The 19,875-nt window shown below is 68.1% G+C and carries 17 protein-coding genes; 14 read left to right on the top strand and 3 right to left on the bottom strand.

Annotated features, from left to right (window positions below):
* Window positions 1-135 precede the first annotated feature (135 nt).
* The 3 genes from P5P27_RS16365 (at window position 136) to lysS (ending at window position 3,316) form a co-directional block, all read left to right on the top strand.
* Window positions 136-1,095 (top strand): hypothetical protein, encoded by a 960-nt coding sequence (locus tag P5P27_RS16365; protein ID WP_278125032.1) that lies wholly within the window; start codon window positions 136-138, stop codon window positions 1,093-1,095.
* A 225-nt stretch (window positions 1,096-1,320) separates the two neighbouring features.
* Window positions 1,321-1,737 (top strand): rhodanese-like domain-containing protein, encoded by a 417-nt coding sequence (locus P5P27_RS16360; RefSeq protein ID WP_278125031.1) that lies wholly within the window; start codon window positions 1,321-1,323, stop codon window positions 1,735-1,737.
* Window positions 1,738-1,783: 46 nt separating this feature from the next.
* On the top strand, window positions 1,784-3,316 hold the full coding sequence (lysS, locus tag P5P27_RS16355) for a lysine--tRNA ligase (RefSeq protein WP_006896196.1): 1,533 nt from the start codon (window positions 1,784-1,786) through the stop codon (window positions 3,314-3,316).
* Between the two features lie 57 nt (window positions 3,317-3,373).
* Here lysS and P5P27_RS16350 read toward each other — a convergent pair whose 3' ends face one another.
* Complete coding sequence (locus P5P27_RS16350) at window positions 3,374-3,772, bottom strand: hypothetical protein (protein WP_101841655.1); 399 nt, start codon at window positions 3,770-3,772, stop codon at window positions 3,374-3,376.
* A 182-nt stretch (window positions 3,773-3,954) separates the two neighbouring features.
* Window positions 3,955-4,827 carry a LuxR C-terminal-related transcriptional regulator gene (locus P5P27_RS16345; RefSeq protein ID WP_278125028.1) on the bottom strand — a complete coding sequence of 291 codons (873 nt, stop codon included), beginning with the start codon at window positions 4,825-4,827 and terminating at the stop codon, window positions 3,955-3,957.
* Between the two features lie 47 nt (window positions 4,828-4,874).
* Here P5P27_RS16345 and P5P27_RS16340 point away from each other — a divergent pair, with 47 nt between their 5' ends.
* A complete protein-coding gene (locus tag P5P27_RS16340) occupies window positions 4,875-6,410 on the top strand; it encodes an AMP-binding protein (RefSeq protein ID WP_222111782.1) in 1,536 nt (511 codons plus the stop codon).
* A gap of 60 nt (window positions 6,411-6,470) precedes the next feature.
* Entirely contained in the window at window positions 6,471-6,824 is a 354-nt protein-coding gene (locus tag P5P27_RS16335; RefSeq protein ID WP_231650100.1) for a hypothetical protein, read from the top strand.
* Between the two features lie 19 nt (window positions 6,825-6,843).
* Here P5P27_RS16335 and P5P27_RS16330 read toward each other — a convergent pair whose 3' ends face one another.
* Window positions 6,844-8,388, bottom strand: coding sequence for a FadD3 family acyl-CoA ligase (locus P5P27_RS16330; RefSeq protein ID WP_278125027.1), 1,545 nt, complete (start codon window positions 8,386-8,388; stop codon window positions 6,844-6,846).
* A gap of 42 nt (window positions 8,389-8,430) precedes the next feature.
* On the opposite strand from P5P27_RS16330, the gene P5P27_RS16325 reads away from it, so the two are divergent.
* The 9 genes from P5P27_RS16325 (at window position 8,431) to P5P27_RS16285 (ending at window position 19,869) form a co-directional block, all read left to right on the top strand.
* Window positions 8,431-9,699, top strand: a complete 1,269-nt coding sequence (locus tag P5P27_RS16325; protein ID WP_222111779.1) for an acyl-CoA dehydrogenase family protein — start codon at window positions 8,431-8,433, stop codon at window positions 9,697-9,699.
* Window positions 9,696-10,538: an SDR family oxidoreductase gene (locus tag P5P27_RS16320; RefSeq protein WP_278125025.1), complete on the top strand. Its 843-nt coding sequence runs from the start codon at window positions 9,696-9,698 to the stop codon at window positions 10,536-10,538. The genes P5P27_RS16325 and P5P27_RS16320 overlap by 4 nt, the downstream gene beginning before the upstream one ends.
* Window positions 10,539-10,569: 31 nt before the next feature.
* Entirely contained in the window at window positions 10,570-11,724 is a 1,155-nt protein-coding gene (locus P5P27_RS16315; RefSeq protein WP_278125023.1) for an acetyl-CoA C-acetyltransferase, read from the top strand.
* A gap of 385 nt (window positions 11,725-12,109) precedes the next feature.
* Window positions 12,110-12,856, top strand: a complete 747-nt coding sequence (locus P5P27_RS16310; RefSeq protein ID WP_278125021.1) for a hypothetical protein — start codon at window positions 12,110-12,112, stop codon at window positions 12,854-12,856.
* Window positions 12,857-12,945: 89 nt separating this feature from the next.
* Window positions 12,946-13,926: an alpha/beta hydrolase gene (locus P5P27_RS16305; RefSeq protein WP_278127456.1), complete on the top strand. Its 981-nt coding sequence runs from the start codon at window positions 12,946-12,948 to the stop codon at window positions 13,924-13,926.
* On the top strand, window positions 13,923-15,695 hold the full coding sequence (locus P5P27_RS16300; RefSeq protein WP_278125019.1) for an ABC transporter ATP-binding protein: 1,773 nt from the start codon (window positions 13,923-13,925) through the stop codon (window positions 15,693-15,695). Before P5P27_RS16305 ends, P5P27_RS16300 begins: the two co-directional genes overlap by 4 nt.
* Complete coding sequence (locus P5P27_RS16295; protein WP_278125017.1) at window positions 15,692-17,542, top strand: ABC transporter ATP-binding protein; 1,851 nt, start codon at window positions 15,692-15,694, stop codon at window positions 17,540-17,542. Before P5P27_RS16300 ends, P5P27_RS16295 begins: the two co-directional genes overlap by 4 nt.
* Before the next feature lie 109 nt (window positions 17,543-17,651).
* Window positions 17,652-19,163 (top strand): aldehyde dehydrogenase family protein, encoded by a 1,512-nt coding sequence (locus tag P5P27_RS16290; protein ID WP_278125016.1) that lies wholly within the window; start codon window positions 17,652-17,654, stop codon window positions 19,161-19,163.
* Between the two features lie 106 nt (window positions 19,164-19,269).
* Window positions 19,270-19,869, top strand: coding sequence for a TetR/AcrR family transcriptional regulator (locus tag P5P27_RS16285; RefSeq protein ID WP_006896206.1), 600 nt, complete (start codon window positions 19,270-19,272; stop codon window positions 19,867-19,869).
* Window positions 19,870-19,875 lie beyond the last annotated feature (6 nt).

The following is a 19,875-nucleotide window of genomic DNA, read 5'->3' as shown; positions in this document are numbered from 1 at the left end:
CGGGCGTTCGCCTTACGCCGTACTTCCTGACCCGAATCGGGTAACGGCGTACGGCACAAGACTTTCGGGTCGCCCGTTGTCCACAGGCGACCCGAACGTCGTCCGTGGCGACCGGGCCCGGTTCACACTCGACGGATGGGGGAATCGGGGGATCGACCACGGGTGGCGCTCACACATCTGCTGGCGAATCAGGAGGGTGTGGTCGCGCGACGACAGGTCCTCGAGTGCGGACTGACGTCCGCTTTCGTCAGGCAACGCTTGCGGAGCCGGGACTGGGTCGCCGCATGCCCCGGTGTCTACGTGACGCACACCGGACCGCCGACTGAGCGGCAACGCCAATGGATCGCGGTGCTGTGGGCGATGCCTGCGGCACTGAGTCACGAGTCGGCGATTCTCGCCGCCTCGTCGTCGACCGCCTCGGGTCCGATCCATGTCGTTGTGGATGCCCGACGACGGCTGTCGAGTCGGCCGGGCGTGGTGGTCCACTACAGCCGTCACCTGGCGGAGCGGGCGCTGATGCACACGCACCCGCCGCGTGTGCGGCCCGAGCACGCGGTACTCGATGTGGCCGGCCGGGCGCGGACCGACTTCGACGCCGTCGCGTGCCTCTCCGGAGCCGTCCAGGCCCGTGCGACGACGGCGGACCGGCTCCTCGCGGCGCTGGCGAGCAGGCAGCGGACGAGCAGGCGGGATTTCCTCGAGCGTGTGCTCTTCGACGTCCGCGACGGCACGTGCTCGGTGCTCGAACACTGCTATCTACGCGATGTGGAACGGGCCCACGGGCTGCCGGCGTCGGTGCGGCAGACGCCGACCGGCGTCGGACGACGCGGGTTCCGCGACGTCGAGTATCCGGACTGGCGGTTGATCGTGGAACTCGACGGCCGAGCACACCACGACACCGCGCGCGCTCGCGACAGCGACCTCGAGCGCGACCTGGACGCGATCGCCTATGGCCGCAAGCGGACCATCCGGCTCGGATGGGGGCAGACGGTCGACCGCCCCTGCCGCACCGCGGCCGGCATCGGCGCGATTCTCGCCGCGCGCGGCTGGCCGGGAACCGTGGTCCGCTGTTCCGCCGACTGTCGGCTCGAGTGAGCCTGTGCCGTATTCCATCACCCGATTCGGGTAACGCAATACGGCATAAGCGCAGGCAGCGAATTTAACTCACGACTGCGCCGAGTCTGGTCAACGGCGCGAAGCTGTGGCAAACTCGTCGTCGTGATCAAGAGCTGTCAGGAGTGTTGTCGAGGCTGACACCGCGCTTACGCGGTCGGCCGATTTCGCCAACCCCCGCTCGTTCGATCACAGGATCACCTCTCCATGACTCTCGCATTCTCTGCACCCGTCACCACCTCGTTCACCGACGCTCCGCTGTCCCTGCAGGCCGAGGAGTACCTCGCGACGCTCGCCGACGGCGCCGTGGCCGTCGACCTTCGCAGCGCCGTCGCCCGATCGGCCACCGGCGCACTCGTGGGCGCGATGGCGCTCGACGTGGACGACGCCCTCGATCTGCTCTCCCCGGACTCGCCCGATCGCCTGCGCACGGCCACCGTCGACGCGCGGTGGGTGCTGGTGAGCGACGACGGATACGACGCCGAGATGCTGGCATGGCATCTGCAGGCGCGCGGCGTCCTCGGCGCACGGTTCGTGGTCGGCGGGCACGCCGCGCTGCGCGAGCGCGGGATCAACGGTTCCGTCGGCGCTGACGTGCTCGGACTGTTCGATACGCCGCAATGACCCGCTGATTGGTCTTGCCCCTGGTGGGCCGCTTAACCTTGGGTGCGTGAGTGACCAGGTTTCCAGCGCGCCGACCACCAAGACCGCAGCCGCCGACCAGACCCCCGAGCAGGTGCGGGTCCGTCAGGAGAAGCGTGAGCGCATCCTCGACGAGGGGCGGCAGGCGTATCCGGTCGCCGTCGCGCGCACGCACAGCCTCGCCGAGATCCGTGCGGAGTACCCGGATCTGGAAGCCGGCACCGAGACCGGGGTCGAGGTGGGCGTCGCCGGCCGCATCATCTTCCTCCGCAACAAGGGCAAGCTCTGTTTCGCGACCCTGCAGGAGGGCGACGGCACGCAGCTGCAGGCGATGGTGAGCTTCAACGGCGTCGGCGAGGAGTCGCTCGCGCGGTGGAAGGCCGACACCGACCTGGGCGACATCGTCTTTGTCCACGGCGAGGTGATCAGTTCCCGCACCGGCGAGCTGTCGATCATGGCCGACTCGTGGGAGATGGCGTCGAAGGCGCTCCGACCGCTGCCGGTGGCGCACAAGGAGATGAACGAGGAGTCGCGCGTCCGCCAGCGGTACGTCGACCTCATCGTCCGTCCCGAGGCGCGGGCCATCGCGCGCACCCGGATCGAGGTGATGGCGCAGCTCCGCAAGTTCCTGACCGACCGCGGCTTCCTCGAGGTCGAGACGCCGATGCTGCAGACGCTGCACGGCGGAGCGGCGGCACGCCCCTTCGTGACCCACTCCAACGCCTTCGACATGGATCTGTACCTGCGTATCGCGCCGGAACTGTTCCTCAAGCGCTGCGTGGTCGGCGGCATCGAACGCGTCTTCGAGGTGAACCGCAACTTCCGCAACGAGGGCGCCGATTCCACGCACTCGCCGGAGTTCGCGATGCTGGAGACCTACCAGGCCTACGGCACCTACGACGACGCCGCCGTGATGACCCGCGAACTCGTCCAGTCGGTGGCGATGGGCGCGCTCGGCACCCTGACGCCGACCATGCCCGACGGCAGCACGTACGACCTCTCCGGCGAGTGGACTTCGCTGTCGATGTACCCGTCGCTGTCGGAGGCCCTCGGCGAGGAGATCGTCCCCGCCCAGACCTCCGTCGAGGAGCTGCTGGCTATCGCAGACCGGGTCGGGCTCGAGGTCCCGAAGGACAAGGGCTACGGACACGGCAAGCTGGTGGAGGAGCTCTGGGAGCACCTGGTGGGCTCTCAGCTCGACGAGCCGGTCTTCGTCCGCGACTTCCCGGTGGAGACCTCGCCGCTGGTGCGCTCGCACCGCACGGTCCCCGGCGTGGTCGAGAAGTGGGACCTGTACGTGCGCGGCTTCGAGCTGGCGACCGGCTACTCCGAACTCGTCGACCCGGTGATTCAGCGTGAACGCTTCGTCGACCAGGCGCGGCTGGCCGCGGCCGGCGACGATGAGGCCATGGTTCTCGACGAGGAGTTCCTGGCCGCGATGGAGCACGGCATGCCGCCCACTGCGGGCACCGGCATGGGCATCGACCGGCTGCTGATGGCGTTGACCGGCCTCGGAATCCGCGAGACGGTGCTGTTCCCGCTCGTCAAGCCGATTCAGTAGCGGCAGTCACCGGCCGCCGGGATCGCGTCCCGACCGGCCGGCGACCGACGCACGCGGTCAGCGCTCCATGTAGCTGATCCACGGTTCGTTGGAGACCACACCTCCGTTCGGGCCGGTGATCAGCAACCGGTCGCGGTGCACGTGGTAGGTGTAGCCGTTGTTGTAGGCGTGGAAGCCGTAGCCGTTCTGGGTGGCTCCCCACAGGTCGATGGTGTTCCCGGTGACCTTGCCCTTCCCGCTGTACTCCCAGCCGGTGGGTCCCTGAACCGGGCAGATCGCGACCTGCGACCATGCCGATTCGGCGAGCACCTTCGCCGGGCCGTTGCAGTACGGTCCGTTCGGGAAGCCGTCGGCCGCGGCCTCACCGGCGCTGACCGCTCCGGCTCCGACCGCTACGGATGCGGCGATGGCGACCGCCGCGGCGATCCGTGTCGTGCTGCGAATGGGATTTCGCATCATGACCACTCCTCTCGCAGGTGCAGCGGCAGCGGCCGGGCCGCGGTGTCGTCCTGCGTGTGTCGGTGTATGTCGACCGCTACCCGGAATGTCACGAGGGATCGGCGAACCGTTAGCCCGTCGGTCGGTCGAACGAATGACGCTCAGTGGCGGTGAACTGCGATTTCACTCACACGGCAAAGTCAGGGGAGGAGACGGATTCGACGGGCGTTGACGACCGCTTCGAAGCGGGAGTTCGCGTCGAGCTTCACCAGCAGCGACTTCACGTGGCCCTTGACCGTGTGCAGTCCGATGCCGAGCCGCGCGGCGATCGCCGGATTGGTGAGCCCCGCGCCGAGGAGACTGAGCACGTCCTGTTCGCGGGCGGTGAGACGGACGGGCAGTTCCTCTGCGGGCGCCTCGCCCGCCAACTGCGCGGCGATCTCCAGCATCCGTGCGCGCACCGAGGCGTCGCCGATGTCGGCCGCGAGGGTCCGCAGTTCGGTGTACGAGGCCTGCACGCGGCTCCGCCACGCGGTCAGCTCACGCTCCTCGTCGTCCGTGCGGATCGCCCCGAGCACCTCGGCCACGGTGAGTTGTTGCTCGACGGCGCGGGCCTCGTCGGTGACGACGTCGAGTGTGGCGTCGAGCTGATCGTGCCGGCTCCGACGCGCCGCATACAGGACTCCGATGTGCTTGCGGCCCACGATGATCGGTGCGGCGACCATCGAATACAGCTGTTCGGCGCGGATGATCGCGTCATAGGTGTGCGTGATCAGCGGCGACTGGACGTAGTCGTGCACCGCGGTGGCCCGGCGCCTCGTCAGGACCCGTCCGCCGAGACCGTGACCGTAGTCGAGCTGGACTCCCCGGAGCGGACCGACCACGTCGCCGTCGAAGTAGCTGAGCTCGACGGCGTGCCCGTCGCCCGAGACGGCGTCGGGCACCACGCGGCCGGCGAAGGTGAGACTGGCGCCGGTGTGCCGGCGGAGCCGCTCGAGCGGGCGCCGGAGCTGCCGAGCCAGCTCGTCGTGGGGCGCACCCCTCTTCGGAGGGTTGTCGGTGTCACGGGTCACAAGAATGATTGTCCCAGATCATGCCGTCGACACGAGTGGAGAGTCGTATGAATGCAGAGCAGCAGACCCGGGCCTGGCTCGAGGAGTACCGGGCGCCGGACGCGAGTGCGGCGCACTTGCTCTGCGACAGGCACGATCCGGAGGGTGTCGCGTTCACGCTCGTCGAGCCGGACCTGACCTTCGAGTCGATGACCTGGGCCCAGCTCGCCCACGAGTCTCGCGCGATGGCGACCGTGCTGGCCGGGCGGGGCGTGCGGCGCGGGGATCGGGTGCCGGTGCTGCTCGGCAAACGTCGTGCGCTGGTGGTGACGCTGCTCGGGCTGTGGCGGCTCGGCGCAGTGCACGTGCCGCTGTTCACCGCCTTCGCGACCGGGGCCATCGAACTGCGGACCGAGGGCTCGGGCGCCCAGTTCGTGATCACGGACGCCTCGCAGCGCGACAAGGTGGATCCGATCGATGCGGTGACGGTCCTCGACGTCGACGAGCTGGTCGCCGAATCGGTCTCGGCCGAGCCGTTGGCCGAGTCGGTCGCCATCGGCGGCGAGGCCACGCTGGCGCAGTTGTACACCTCCGGCACCACGGGCAAGCCCAAGGGTGTCCCGGTTCCGCTCTTCAGCCTCGCGGCGTTCCAGACGTATCTGCACTACTCGCTCGACGTGAACGCCGACGATGTGTTCTGGAACGCCGCCGATCCGGGGTGGGCGTACGGCCTGTACTACGCGCTGCTGGCGCCCATGGTGGCGGGCCGGACGAGCCTGCTGCTGAACCAGGGCTTCACCCCGGAGTCGACCGTCGCCGTCATCCGCGAGTTCGGCGTCACCAACTTCGCGGCGGCGCCGACCATCTATCGCGCGATGCGTGCGAGTGCCGACCTCGACGGGATCGTCCTGCGACGGGCGTCGTCGGCGGGGGAGCCGCTGACGCCCGACATCGTGTCGTGGGGAGTCGAGAACCTCGGCTGCGAGGTGCGCGACCACTACGGGCAGACCGAGCTCGGCATGGTGATCGGCAACCACTGGCATCCGGAACTGGCCGAGCCGCTCAAGCCGGGCTCGATGGGGCAGGCGATGCCGGGCTTCACCGGCGGCATCGCCGAAGGGCAGATCGCGCTCGACGTGCAGGCCAGCCCGCTGCTGTGGTTCTCCGGCTACGACGCGGCTCCCGAGAAGACCGCCGAACGCTTCACCGCCGACGGCAAGTGGTACCTGACCGCCGACACCGGCAAGGTCGACGACGAGGGCTACTTCTCTTTCACGTCGCGCGACGACGACGTGATCCTGGCCGCCGGTTACCGGATCGGCCCGTTCGACGTCGAGAGCGTCCTCGCGGGCCATCCCGCGGTGAACGAGGTCGCGGTGGTGGGCCGGCCGGATCCGGAGGGGATCCGCGGTGAAGTGGTCGAGGCCTTCGTCGTGCTCTCGGAGGGCTACGCCGCGGGCGACGCTCTCGCGACCGAGCTCAAGAACCTGGTCCGCGACGAGTACTCCAAGCACGCGTATCCGCGGACGGTGCACTTCGTCGACGCGCTCCCCAAGACGCCGAGCGGAAAGATCCAGCGCTTCGTCCTGCGCCGTGAGGGGTGATCACTCGCCGAAGATGGTTACGTACCGGTTGACCGGTTTTGGATGTGGCACAGTTGTCATGTGCAGAATGTCTGGATTCGGACCGGTATCGCCGCGTTGTTCGGATCAGTGGTCGGAGCCATCGCGTCGGTGGGCGGCCTGATCCTGATGGACGACGGGGTCGATCGCTGTCTGCCGGCTCTGCAGGATTCGCATACCGATGCCGCGGCGCGCGGGGCGTGGATCGCGTGGACGGCCTATCTCGCCGTCGTCGTGGTGGGGTCCCTGGCTGCGGTCTCGCTGTCGCAGCGCACGCGGACGTGGGTGATCGTCGGTGTGGTGACACTGATCGCGATGGGCGTCGCCGTCCTCGGGATGCACGACTTCGGCGTCTCGATGTGCGAGACGGAGTTCTCGCGCTCGCAGCGCGGCTGACCGGCCGCGCTGCGAGCGGTCAGTGCATCTCGCGCTTGAGGATCTTGCCCGCGGCGTTGCGGGGGAATGCGTCGACGATCTCGATGACGCGCGGGACCTTGAAGTTCGCGAGGTGGTCGCGAGCGAAGGCGATCACCGCCTCGGGCTCGACCGACGCTCCGGGGCGGACGGTCAGGAAGGCCTTGCCGACCTCGCCGAGGCGCTCGTCGGGGACCCCGATGACGGCGGCCTCGGTGACGTCGGGGAACCGTGAGAGCAGTTGTTCCACCTCCGCGGGGTACACGTTGAAACCGCCGCAGATGTACATGTCCTTGAGGCGGTCGGTGATGGTGAGATTGCCGCGGTCGTCGAGGGTGCCGATGTCGCCGGTGTGCAGCCAGCCGTCGGCGTCGATGGTCTCCGCCGTGGCCTCGGGGTTGTCGAGGTAGCCGCGCATCACCATGAGTCCGCGGGTGAGCACCTCGCCCTGCTCCGACAGTGTCACCTCCATGCCCGAGAAGGCGCGGCCGCAGGTCTCGGCGACGGTCTGCGCGTCGTCGTCCGGGCGGCAGGTGGTGATGAATCCGCTCGTCTCGGTCTGGCCGTACGCGGTGATGACGGTGTCGACGCCGAGTTCGGACTGCAGTCGCTCCACCAGCACCACGGGAACGATGGTCGCACCGGTCACGATGAGCCGCAGGCTCGAGAGGTCGAAGTCCGCGCGAGCCGGGTCGTCGAGAATCGTCTGGAAGATGGTCGGGGCGCCGGGGAACACCGTGATCCGCTCGCGTGCGACTGACTCCATGGAGGCGCTCGGCGAGTAGACGGCCAGGGGGAACATCGTGGCGCCGAACAGGATCGACGGCAGAATCCCCGCCTTGTAGCCGAAGGTGTGGAAGTACGGGTTCACCATCAGGTAGCGGTCGGTGTCGCGGAGGCCGCCGTTGTCGCCCCAGGCATGTGATCCGTGCAGCGTCTGGCGGTGCTCAGCCATCACGCCCTTCGGGGCCCCGGTGGTTCCGGAGGTGAACAGGATGTCGGAGAGGTCGTCCTCCCGCACGGCCTCAGCCCTTGCCCGGGCCTGTCGGACGAGGTCGTCGGTCGCGGACTCCAGCAGCGACTCCCACGGCACCGCGCCCGGACTCTCGGCAGCGTCGCCGAGCGGGATCGAGATCACGGTACGACCTTCGGGGATCGACGACGACAGCACTTCGCCGAGGCGGTCGATGCCGGCGAACTCACCGGAGACGACGACGACGCTCGCGCCGGAACGGTCGATGATGTCACCGGCCTCGCTTGTGGTGTAGCGAGTGTTCAGCGGGACCAGAACGGCGCCGGCGTACTGAATTCCGAGCGCGGCGATCGGCCAGTGGTGACTGTTGGGCGCCCATACCGCGACCCGGTCGCCGTGTTCGACGCCGAGTCCGATGAGGCCCGCCGCGAACCGCCGGACGCGGTCGGCGAACTGCGGCCAGGTCAGCGAGACGCGCTCGCCCCACTGGTCGTCGACGATCGCGACGCCGTCGGGCCACTGCCTCTCGGCGCGATGCAGGGCGGCGGGAGTGGTGAGCGGATTCGGGAGCATATCCAAAACCTAGCAAATGCTTGGTAGGTTAAGCTAGCGGTCATGACGACGATCAATCTCGCCGATCGCAGCGTCGATCTGGGCGAATGGGCAGCGGCGACGCCGAACGCCGCGGAAGTCTTCGCGGCAGCGGTTCGGGACTGGCTCGAAGCCAATCTCGTCGGCGACTTCGCCGAGCTCCGCGGTCGCGGCGGCCCCGGAAGCGAACACGAGTTCTTCGCCGAGCGGCTGGAGTGGGATCGCCATCTCGCAGCGGCGGGCTGGACGTGCCTCGGCTGGCCGGTGCGCCACGGCGGCCGCGGCGCGACCATCGAGCAGCGCATCATCTTCCACCAGGAGTATGCGCGTGCCAACGCTCCGGCGCGGGTGAACCATCTCGGCGAGGAACTCCTCGGCCCGACGCTCATCGAGTACGGCACACCGGCCCAGCAGGCGCGCTTCCTGCCCGGCATCGTCGACGTGACCGAACTGTGGGCGCAGGGCTACTCGGAACCGGGCGCGGGAAGCGACCTCGCCGGGGTCGCGACCACCGCGGTTCTCGACGACGCGTCCGGCGAGTGGGTGGTCAACGGCCAGAAGATCTGGACCTCGCTGGCGCATCTGTCGCAGTGGGCGTTCGTGATCGCCCGCACGGAGAAGGGCTCGACGAGGCACCGGGGACTGAGCTTTCTGCTCGTCCCGCTCGACCAGCCCGGCGTCACCATCCGGCCGATCCAGCAGATCACCGGAACCTCGGAGTTCAACGAGGTGTTCTTCGACGACGCGCGCACCAGCGCCGACCTGATCGTCGGCGAACCCGGCGACGGATGGAAGGTCGCGATGGGACTGCTGCAGTTCGAGCGCGGCGTCTCCACACTGGGTCAGCAGGTCGGCTTCCGGAGGGAACTCGACGACATCGTCGCCGTCGCCCGGGCCAACGGGTCGATCGACGATCCGGCCGTCGCCGAGCGGCTGCGCCGGGCCAAGGTCGGCCTCACCGTGATGGAGGCCAATGCGCGGCGCACGCTCGCCGGCGACATCGTGTCGGAGGCCGGCGCGGCGTCGGTGACCAAGCTGCTCTGGGGCAACTGGCATCGCGACCTCGGCGAGCTCGCGGTCGCGGTGGTCGGTGCGCCCTCGTTGATCGGTCCGCCCGCCACCACCGAGGGTCGCGCGAACGACATCACCGACCCCGAGAACGTCGAACTCGACGAGTGGCAACGACTTCTGCTCTTCACCCGCGCCGACACGATCTACGGCGGCTCGAACGAAGTGCAGCGCAACATCATCGCCGAGCGAGTGCTCGGCCTTCCCCGAGAGGCACGCGCATGAGTGATACCCGACCTGTCTCGCCGCTGGCGACCGCGCCCGAGGAGGTCGGCGGCCACGGCCTGCTGACAGGCAGAAAGGTGATCGTCACCGCGGCCGCCGGCACCGGTATCGGGTTCTCGACCGCACGTCGGGTCCTGCTCGAAGGCGCCGACGTCCTCGTCTCCGACTTCCATGAGCGCCGCCTCGGCGAGACGGTGGAGAAGCTGTCGGCCGAGTTCCCCGAGCAGCAGGTGGCCTCCTTCGTCTGCGACGTCTCGAGCACCGGACAGGTGGATGCGCTGATCGCCGATGCCGCCGAGCAACTCGGCCGCATCGACGTCCTGGTCAACAACGCCGGCCTCGGCGGCGAGACACCCGTCGCGGATATGACCGACGAGCAGTGGGACCGCGTCCTCGACATCACGCTGAACAGCACGTTCCGCGCCACGCGCGCCGCACTGCGCTATTTCCGCGACGCGGCGCAGAACGACGCGGCGCAGTCCCGGTCGCCTCGGGGCGGGGTGATCGTGAACAACGCCTCAGTTCTCGGCTGGCGGGCGCAGCGCGGTCAGGCCCACTACGCCGCGGCCAAGGCCGGCGTGATGGCGCTGACCCGCTGTTCGGCCGTCGAGGCCGCCGACTACGGAGTCCGCGTCAATGCGGTCTCGCCCTCGATCGCCAAGCATCCCTTCCTGGCGAAGGTCACCAGCGACGATCTCCTCGATGAACTCGCCGCGCGGGAGGCCTACGGCCGCGCCGCCGAGGTCTGGGAGATCGCGTCGGTGATCGCGATGCTCGCGAGCGACTACACCACGTACATGACCGGTGAGATCGTGTCCGTCTCCAGCCAGCGTGCCTGACCCGACCCCGTGATTCTCTAGGAGCTCTCCCATGACCACTTCCGCTTACATCGTCGACGCGGTCCGCACTCCCGTCGGCAAGCGCAACGGCTCACTCGCCGCCGTCCACCCCGCCGACATGGGCGCACACGTCATCAAGGCGATCGTCGACCGCACCGGCATCGACCCCGAGGTGGTCGATGACGTGGTCTTCGGCTGTGTCGACACCATCGGTCCGCAGGCCGGCAACATCGCACGTACCGCATGGCTCGCGGCCGGACTGCCGCTGGGAGTCCCCGGCACCACCGTCGACCGCCAGTGCGGCTCGAGCCAGCAGGCCATCCACTTCGCCGCACAGGGCGTGATGAGCGGGACGCAGGACGTCGTCATCGCCGGCGGTGTGCAGAACATGAGCGCGATCCCGATCAGCCAGGCGATGATCGCCGGCCAGCCGTTCGGCTTCACCACTCCCACGGCCGAGTCGAAGGGCTGGACGCAGCGCTTCGGCGATAAGGAGATCAGTCAGTTCGTCGGAGCCGACATGATCGCCAAGAAGTGGGACATCAGCAGGCGGGAGATGGAGGAGTTCGCGCTCGCGAGCCATCAGCGCGCCAAGACGGCCATCGCCGAGGGTCGCTTCGACAACGAGTACGTGCCGCTGGGCGACTGCGTGGTCGACGAGTGCCCGCGCGAGACCTCCCTGGAGAAGATGGCTTCGCTCGACGTCCTGGCCGAGGGGTCGCAGCTCACCGCGGCCGTCGCGTCGCAGATCTGCGACGGAGCGTCGGCCACTCTCGTGGTGTCCGAGCAGGCGTTGAAGCAGTACGGTCTCACCGCCCGCGCGCGCATCCACCACATGTCGGTGCGCGGCGACGATCCGGTGATGATGCTCTCGGCGCCGATTCCGGCCACCGAGTACGCGCTGAAGAAGACCGGAATGAGCATCGACGACATCGACGTCGTCGAGATCAACGAGGCCTTCGCGCCCGTCGTGCTCTCGTGGCTCAAGGAGACCGGAGCCGATCCGGCTCGGGTGAATCCGAACGGCGGCGGGATCGCGCTGGGGCATCCGCTCGGCGCGACCGGAGCCAAACTGTTCGCCACCATGCTGAACGAGTTGGAGCGCACCGGCGGCCGATTCGGACTGCAGACCATGTGTGAGGGCGGCGGTACCGCCAATGTCACCATCATCGAGCGCCTCGGCTGAGCTGAGACGGCGCACGGATTTGATGTTCCGCGCTCTCGGGCGTGTCTCGAGCGCACGGCGGCGAAACGCCGGTGTTAGCCAAGATTTGTGACAATTCATCGTGTCTTAATCACGTCCGATTTACCGGCCGAGCCCTACTCGTGAGTATCGTCCGAACAGATGCTTTAGAAGTGAGTCACAGCGCACCACTGCGCCGTGTATCGCGTGCATCACGTACGAAGTCTCCATTTGAAAGGAAACCACGATGGGCAACATCGACCCGCTGCTCGACCTCGCGAAGACCATCAACGCGGTGCTGGCCGACGCCGGCTCCACCAACGAGGGTGGCAGCTACGGCATCAGCAACGACAACGGCAAGGCCTGAGGCCTCAGTCGCGGTAACGCCATGATGTCCACGGACAGCCGGGCCGTGACTCCCACGCGGAGTCACGGCCCGGCCGCGTGCGCAGTCGCGCGGCCGGCGGCGACAGTACTGACCCCGGACGCACTGCCGGAGGCCGCTGCACTGGTCGGGGACGCGCTCGGTGAGGTGCCGATCTTCAACTGGGTGCTCGGCGATACGGTCGACGACCCGACAGTCCGGAGGTTGCTGGCGACGGTCCTGCTCCGGCCGATGGTCCGGTCGGGATGCGCGGTCGGCGTCCGCGGTGACGAGCGCGATGACGAGTGCGCCGGACGACTCCGCGGAGTCCTCGGCTGGTACCCCGCGGACGGCAGGGATCCGGCGGATCCGGTCGAACTGCGCGCCGACGCCGAGCGGCTGGCCGCTCATCCCGCCGTGGCGCGCCGCCTCGTCGAGCTGTCGCGTATGGACCTCATGCCCGCGCCCGAGGAGGGCTCGGTGAGCATTCCGATCGCCGCACTGACACCGGATTCCCGCGGAGCGGACCTGTTGCCTGCTCTGGTGCGGCCCGTCGAGGAGTACTGCTCACTGCACGGTTGCTCGTTCTACGTCTGGACCGGTGTCGAACGACTGCGGGATGCGTTCTTCCGGGGATGGCGGCTGAGGCAGTTCGCCACAGCGGAGTTCCCTCCCGCCGGACCGAGCGGCGCGCATCCCGGCGGGACCACGCTGTACGGCCTGATCTGCGAACCGGGACCGACAGGCTTCCGGCGCGCGGCGGACCGATGAGATCGACAGGTCTGCGCGGCGTCGCTGCCGCGCGGGGCCGTGAGAAGGAAGTCACGCGACACGTCGCGAGGAGGAGAGAAACAGTGAAGTTGACCGAACGCCGACGGATGTCGGTCGCGCTGGCAGCCGCAGTCGCACTTGCGGGCTCGATTGTGAGCGGAGGCGTAGCCCACGCCGCGCCCGGTGCCTCGTCTGCGGTCACGAGTCCGCGGGAGTCGAACATCAGCGTTCACTCGGCGGCGATGGGCCGCGACATCCCCCTGACCGTGCTCTCTCCGAAGGACACCTCGCGGCCCGCACCGGTGCTGTATCTGCTCAACGGAGCAGGGGGCGGCGAGGATACCGCCACCTGGCAGCGGAACACCGACGTGGTCAAGTTCTTCCAGAACAAGCACGTCTACGTGGTCATTCCGATGCAGGGCGCCTTCTCCTACTACACGGACTGGATCAAGCCCGACGAGAAACTCGGCGTCAACAAGTGGTCGACCTTTCTGGCGAAGGAACTGCCCGGCGCCATCGATGGCCGGTACCGGACCACGGGAAAGAACGCGATCGCCGGCATCTCGTCGTCCGCCACCTCGGTGCTGAACCTCGCCATCCAGAACAAGGGGCTGTACAAGGCGGTCGGCTCGTACAGCGGCTGTGCCAGCACCTCCTCGCAGCACGGCCAGCTGTTCATCCGGATCGTCACCGAGGTGCGCGGTGAAGCCGATGCCCGCAACATGTGGGGACCGTACAACGGTCCCCTGTGGAAGAAGAACGATCCGCTGATCCACGCGGCCGGTCTGCGCGGACTGTCGCTGTACTTGAGCACGGCGACCGGCCTGCCCGGCTCCCACGACAACCTCACTGAGGTTCCAGATCCGCAGGTGCTCGGTGATCGGTTGCTGGTGGGCGGTGGGATCGAGGCCGCGACCAAGTTCTGCACCGAGGAGCTGGCGGCCCGGTTGCAGCAACTGCACATCCCGGCCACCGTCGACCGTCCGCTGGGCGGAACCCACTCCTGGCCGTACTGGCAGGACCAGCTCCACAAGTCCTGGCCACAGCTCGGCCGCGCCATCGGCGCGTGACCTCCGGGCACGCCGCCGTCGCGCTCGTCCGGTCGGCGATCTCCGACCATAAACGGCTGTGCGCGGGGATCATCGCCATGCAGTTGGTCTCGATGATCGCCGTGCTCAGCCAGCCGGCGCTCAACGCACGGATCGTCGATTCGGGCGTCATCGCCGGAAACGTCGGCTACATCGAGCGAACCGGTCTGCTGATGGTCGCGATCGTGGCCTGCGGAGCCCTCTCCTCGGTGGTGGCGGTGGCGCTGAGTTCGCGGCTGGCGGCGGACGCCTCGGCCGAACTGCGGTCGCGGATGTTCCGGAAGTCGGCGCGCATGGACGCCGAAGAGTACCGCGGATTCGGAACCCACTCGCTGCTGACTCGGTCCACGGTGGATGCCAACGCGGTGGGGCAGGCGGTGTTCGCGTTCGCGGCGACGGCGGTCACCGCCCCGCTGATCACGGTGGGCGCGGTGGTCGGATCGTTCCGCCAGTCGTGGCGGCTGATGCCCGTCGTCGCGCTCACCGCGGTCTTCCTGGCCCTGGTCATCGGAGGCTTCGTCCTGGTGGTCGCACCGCTGGCGGCGCGACTGCAGCGCGCGATCGACCGGGTCAATCTCACGCTCCGCGAACAGCTCGTCGGCGTCCGGGTGATTCGACTGTTCCGGAGGGAACGGACTGTCGGCGTCCGATTCCGGGAGGCGAACGACGACCTCACCGGGTTGGCGCGCCGGGTGGGAGCAGCGCAGGCGCTGCTGTTCCCGGTGGCGCTCGCGATCACCAACATCGCGGTCGCCATGACCACGATGTGGTCGGCGGACCTGATCGGTGCCGGGAAGATGACGATCGGTGATCTCACCGCGTTCACCGGCTACCTGTCGCAGGTGGTCTCGGGGCTGGTCTTGTTTCTGCCCGTGATCATGCTGTGGCCGCGAGCCCAGGCCAGCGGCGGGCGCATCCGCGAAGTCCTCGATTCCGCGGAGGCGGACGCCGGAGGCACGGCCCAGTCGCCGGCCTTCGGTGAAGCGGTGCCCGTCGACTTCGCCGGGGTCGGGGTCCGATACGCCGGGGCGCACCAGTCGTCGTTGGCCGAGATCACCGTCGACTGTCCGGCGGGCGGTATCACCGGCGTGGTGGGCGGCACCTCCAGCGGCAAGTCGACCCTGATGGCGATCGTGGTGCGGCTCGTCGACGCCACGTTGGGACACGTCGATCTCGGCGGTGTCCGGGTGACCGATCTGCCCCTGGCCGCACTGCGGCGAGACGTGGTGCTGATCCGCGGCGATCATCAGCTCGTCGCCGGAACTGTGCGGTCGAACCTGCGTCTCGCCGACGGCGACGCGGCCGATGACCGATTGTGGCGGGCCCTTGACGCGGCTCGGATCGGGGGCGCGCTACGCGACCGCGACGGACTCGACACCGCTGTCGCGCAGGGCGGACGTAACTTCTCCGGCGGACAGCGGCAGCGGTTGGCTCTCGCCCGCGCGATCGTCCGAGCACCCCGTGTCCTGTTGCTCGACGACGCGCTGTCCGCGATGGACCGGCCGACGGCGGCCGCGGTGCTGCGTGGCCTGCGTGAGGCCCTGCCTGACACGACGCTGCTGATCGCGGCGCAGCAGGTCGCGACGGTCGCAGACGCCGACCGGATCGTGGTGCTCGACCGGGGCCGCACGGTGGGCGTCGGCACTCACGGAGAACTCCTCGACAGCTGCGAGGTGTATCGCGAACTCGCCGCGGCCCAGGGGCGTCGAGTACCGGACGCCGACGCTCGGGTGCCGGAGGCGGCACGATGACCGGGCCGATCCGCGTCTACGGGATGCTCATGCGGGAACTCGGTCGCGTCTGCGGGCGGGGCCGCAGGCAGCTACTGCTCGCGCTGCTGTGCTCCGTGATCGGGACGCTGTGCGGCGTGCTGCTGCCCGCGGCGCTGGCCAAGCTCACCAATGCGGTCTTCGCCGGCGCTCTCGGAGCCGCACTGCCTGCCGACCGCACTACCGAGCAGGTCGTCGCCGAGTACCGTGCCGAGGGCGACACGGCGACGGCGAATCTGATCGAGCGCAGCGGAGCCGTCCCCGGCCACCGGATGAACTGGGACGTCATCGATCACTGGGTGGGCTGGTCGATCGTCCTGATCATCGTCATCCTCGTCGCTCGTTCGGCCGGCGGACTGCTCCTCAACTCGTTCGTTCAGGACACGGTCCGGGGTCTGCGTACGGAATTGGAGCAGAAGATCCATCGGCTGCCGCTCAGCGCGGTCGACGGCGGGCGTCGGGGTCACGTCGTCAACACCACCACGGTCGACGTCGACAATCTGGCGACGATGATCGGTCCTGCGTTCGTCGCAGTACCGGTGATCGTGCTGACGTGCCTCGCGGTGATCGTGGCGCTCGGACTGGTGTCGCTGTTCTTCCTGGGCGTGGCTCTCGCGGTGATTCCGGTGATGGTCGCACTGTCGGTGTTCGTGATCCGGCGCGCCCGTCCGCACATGCAGACGCAGTGGGCCACCACATCGTCGCTCACCTCGCACATCGAGGACGTCTACAGCGCGCGGGAGATGCTCACGGTGTACGACGCGTACGAGCGACCAGTGCGCGAGTTCGACCGACTGAACGGCCGACTCGCACACGCCACTCGGTCGGGGCAGACGTGGAGCGGCACGTTGTCTCCTGCGATGTCGCTCTGCAATGCCCTCGTCTTCGTCACCATCGCGGTACTCGGCGCACTGAAGATGCTCGACGGTGCGCTCACCCTCGGTGCGCTGCAAGCGATCGTGATGTACACCCAGCAATTGTCGAATCAGGTCTCCGAACTGGCGTCGAACCTTCCGCGGATCCAGTCCGGGATCGTATCGTTCACTCGAGTCCGCGAGTTCCTCGGCGCTGCCGATGAGGTCGGTCCGGCCGTCGACGACGTCGCACCGTCGCCGGTCACCGACGACGCACCGCCGCCGCACATCCGCTTCCGGAACGTGTCGTTCGAATACGAACCCGGCGGCCCGGTTCTGCGCGGGGTGGACCTCGAACTCCCGCCGGGACGGACGCTGGCGCTGGTCGGTGCCACCGGGTCGGGGAAGACCACACTGACGTCGTTGCTGCAGCGCTTCTACGAGCCCTCCGGCGGGGAGATCACGATCGACGGCGTCGACATCACCACGATGAGCAGGTCTCAGGTGAGGTCGCAGATGGCTGTCGTGGCACAGGAGCCCTGGCTCTTCACCGGGACGGTCCGCGAGAACATCGCGTTCGGTTCCGCCGACGGAGGCACGCCGACGTCGTCGGTGATGGAACGGCTCGTCGGTGCTCTGCCGAACGGCCTGGACACCGAGGTGTCGGGAGACCACGAGAGTCTCAGCTCCGGGGAGAAGCAGTTCGTGACGGTGGCCCGGGCGCTCGCCGCACGCCCGCGCATTCTGATCCTCGACGAGGCGACGAGTTCGGCCGACCCGCGGTCGGAGGTCCTGATCCAGGAGGGCGTCTCAGCGCTGCGTGAACACACCACGACCATCGTGGTGACCCACCGCATGTCGACTCTCGCGATCGCCGACGTCGTCGCTGTGCTCGTGGACGGCCGTGTCGCAGAGGCCGGGACAGTCGATGAACTCCTCGCCGCGGACGGCGAGTTCGCCAGGATGTACCGCTGACCGGCGCCGTACCGCCCGCCCTGTGATTCGCGCCACCCGGTGGCTACACTTGGGATGACTACGAGAATTTGTCTCACAGAACGTCAGTGACTCACGAGTGGAGAGTGGAATGACCAAGCCGGCAGATGTGGCAGTGCGTGCGGGAGACAAGGTGTCGTCAGAGGCGCACACCATGGAAGAACTGGTCGACATCCAGAAGGCCGCATTCCTGCGCGACGGCATTCCGGATGCGAAGACGCGCATCGACCGGATCAATCGCCTGGGCCAGTTGCTGCTCGACCACGCCGACGAGATCACCGCCGCCCTGACCGAGGACTTCGGGTCCCGGCCCGCAGATCTCTCGATCGCGGCCGACGTGGCCGGCTGCATGATCGACCTCGCGCACCAGCGCCGCAGTGCCGAGAAGTGGATGCGCGAGACCAACGTGGCGAGGGTGGCCGGGATGGTCGGATTCACCCAGCGGCTGCGCCGCGACCCGCTGGGTGTCGTCGCGATCATGGGGCCGTGGAACTTCCCGCTGCAGCTGACGATCGTGCCCGCCGCGTCCGCGTTCGCCGCGGGCAACCGCGTCCTCATGAGGCCGTCGTCGATCACCGCGAAGACCACCGACGTCATCGCCCGGGTGGCCCCCGACTACTTCTCGATCGAGGAGCTCGCGGTCATCACCAGCAAGCACGGCGGCGGTTCGGACTTCGCGAAGCTGAAGGTCGACCACATGTTCTTCACCGGTTCGCCGGAGGTCGGTTCGTCGGTGGCGCAGGAGGCCGCGAAGAACCTCGTTCCGGTCACTCTTGAGCTCGGCGGCAAGAATCCGGCGATCGTCGACCGCGGCACCGACATCACCAAGGCGGCGCACTTCCTGGCCGACGCCCGCATGATCAACGGCGGCCAGGTGTGCCTGTGTCCCGATTACGTCTTCGTACCCGAGGACAAGGTGGGCGAGTTCACCGACAAGGTGATCGCGCGGTGGACGGCGAACTTCCCGACGATCGTCGGGAACGGCGACTACACCTCCACCATCAACGAGAAGAACTACCAGCGGATCGTCGGCCTCATCGACGACGCGGTCAGCCTCGGCGCCACCAAGCGGCAGGTGGTGCCCGCCGGCGAGGAACTGCCGAACGCGCAGGAGCGCAAGATTCCGCCGACTCTGCTGACCGGAGTGAAGCCCGGAATGAAGATCGAGGACGACGAGGTCTTCGGCCCGGTCTTGACTGTCTACCCGTACCGCGAACTGTCGGAGGCGATCGACAAGATCAACTCGGCGGGTCACCCGCTGACCCTTTACTGGGCCGGGGACGACAACGCGAATCTGCGGACGGTCGCCGACAACACCCGCAGCGGTTCCATCTCCGGCAACGACTTCGGACTGCACATGCTCTCGCAGGGCCTGCCCTTCGGCGGCGTCGGACGGTCGGGCATGGGCAACTACCACGGTGAGTTCGGGTTCAACACGTTCAGTCATGCCCGCGCCGTCACCGTGTCGTCGCTGCCGATTTCCTTCGCCGAGGTCATGACTCCGCCGTTCACCAAGCGGGACGCGCGGATGACCGCGATGCAGATGAAGGTGTGGCGGTTCCTCAACCGTCGCGCGATCAAGAAGTCGAACAAGAAGCGCTGAGCCGGCGGCCGCGCGCGCAGCGTGTTCGCGCGCGGCCGTATCCCGGCGACGTTCCCCAGCCAAACAAGCACTTGCTAGGGTGGGGGAAGTCGTACGAGGAGGCACGTTGGCGTCGAAGACATCCACGACCGGACCCACCCGCCGCGACGAACTGCTCGGGATCGCCGGTCAGCTCTTCGCCGAACGCGGGCTCCGCTCGACGACGGTCCGTGACATCGCCGACGCCGCAGGCATCCTGTCCGGCAGCCTGTACCACCATTTCGACTCCAAGGAGTCGATCGTCGACGAGTTGCTCCGGAGCTTCCTCGACGCGTTGTTCGCACGCTATCGGGAGATCACCGAAGCCGGGCTGTCCGCGACAGATACTATCCGTCGGCTCGTGATCGTGTCCTTCGAGGCCATCGACTCCCAGCACACCGCCGTGGCGATCTACCAGAACGAATCCCGGCAACTGATCGGGCAGGAGCGGTTCGACTACATCGCCGAACGGAACGTGGAGTTCCGCGCCCTGTGGGCGGCGGTCCTGCGGCGCGGCGTCGAGGAAGGTGACTTCCGCGAAGACCTCGACGTCGAACTCGTCTATCGGTTCATCCGCGACACGGTCTGGGTGGCGGTGCGCTGGTACCGGCCTGGGGGTGCCAAGACCGTCGAGCAGATCGCCGACCAGTACCTGTCGATCGTGCTCGACGGAATCCTTCCGCGCTGAATCGGG

It is taken from the genome of Gordonia sihwensis (assembly GCF_029632925.1).
Taxonomy (GTDB): domain Bacteria; phylum Actinomycetota; class Actinomycetes; order Mycobacteriales; family Mycobacteriaceae; genus Gordonia; species Gordonia sihwensis.
Note: the sequence above shows the minus strand (reverse complement) of the source record. Positions and strands in the feature narration are given on the sequence as shown.

Excerpts from the sequence above, each read along its gene's own strand:
- P5P27_RS16290 (WP_278125016.1), top strand. The coding sequence starts at position 17,652 with ATGACCAAGCCGGCAGATGTGGCAGTGCGTGCGGGAGACAAGGTGTCG.
- P5P27_RS16295 (WP_278125017.1), top strand. The coding sequence starts at position 15,692 with ATGACCGGGCCGATCCGCGTCTACGGGATGCTCATGCGGGAACTCGGT.
- P5P27_RS16365 (WP_278125032.1), top strand. The coding sequence starts at position 136 with ATGGGGGAATCGGGGGATCGACCACGGGTGGCGCTCACACATCTGCTG.
- P5P27_RS16330 (WP_278125027.1), bottom strand. The coding sequence starts at position 8,388 with ATGCTCCCGAATCCGCTCACCACTCCCGCCGCCCTGCATCGCGCCGAG.
- P5P27_RS16350 (WP_101841655.1), bottom strand. The coding sequence starts at position 3,772 with ATGCGAAATCCCATTCGCAGCACGACACGGATCGCCGCGGCGGTCGCC.
- P5P27_RS16310 (WP_278125021.1), top strand. The coding sequence starts at position 12,110 with ATGATGTCCACGGACAGCCGGGCCGTGACTCCCACGCGGAGTCACGGC.
- P5P27_RS16360 (WP_278125031.1), top strand. The coding sequence starts at position 1,321 with ATGACTCTCGCATTCTCTGCACCCGTCACCACCTCGTTCACCGACGCT.
- P5P27_RS16320 (WP_278125025.1), top strand. The coding sequence starts at position 9,696 with ATGAGTGATACCCGACCTGTCTCGCCGCTGGCGACCGCGCCCGAGGAG.
- P5P27_RS16315 (WP_278125023.1), top strand. The coding sequence starts at position 10,570 with ATGACCACTTCCGCTTACATCGTCGACGCGGTCCGCACTCCCGTCGGC.
- P5P27_RS16325 (WP_222111779.1), top strand. The coding sequence starts at position 8,431 with ATGACGACGATCAATCTCGCCGATCGCAGCGTCGATCTGGGCGAATGG.
- P5P27_RS16340 (WP_222111782.1), top strand. The coding sequence starts at position 4,875 with ATGAATGCAGAGCAGCAGACCCGGGCCTGGCTCGAGGAGTACCGGGCG.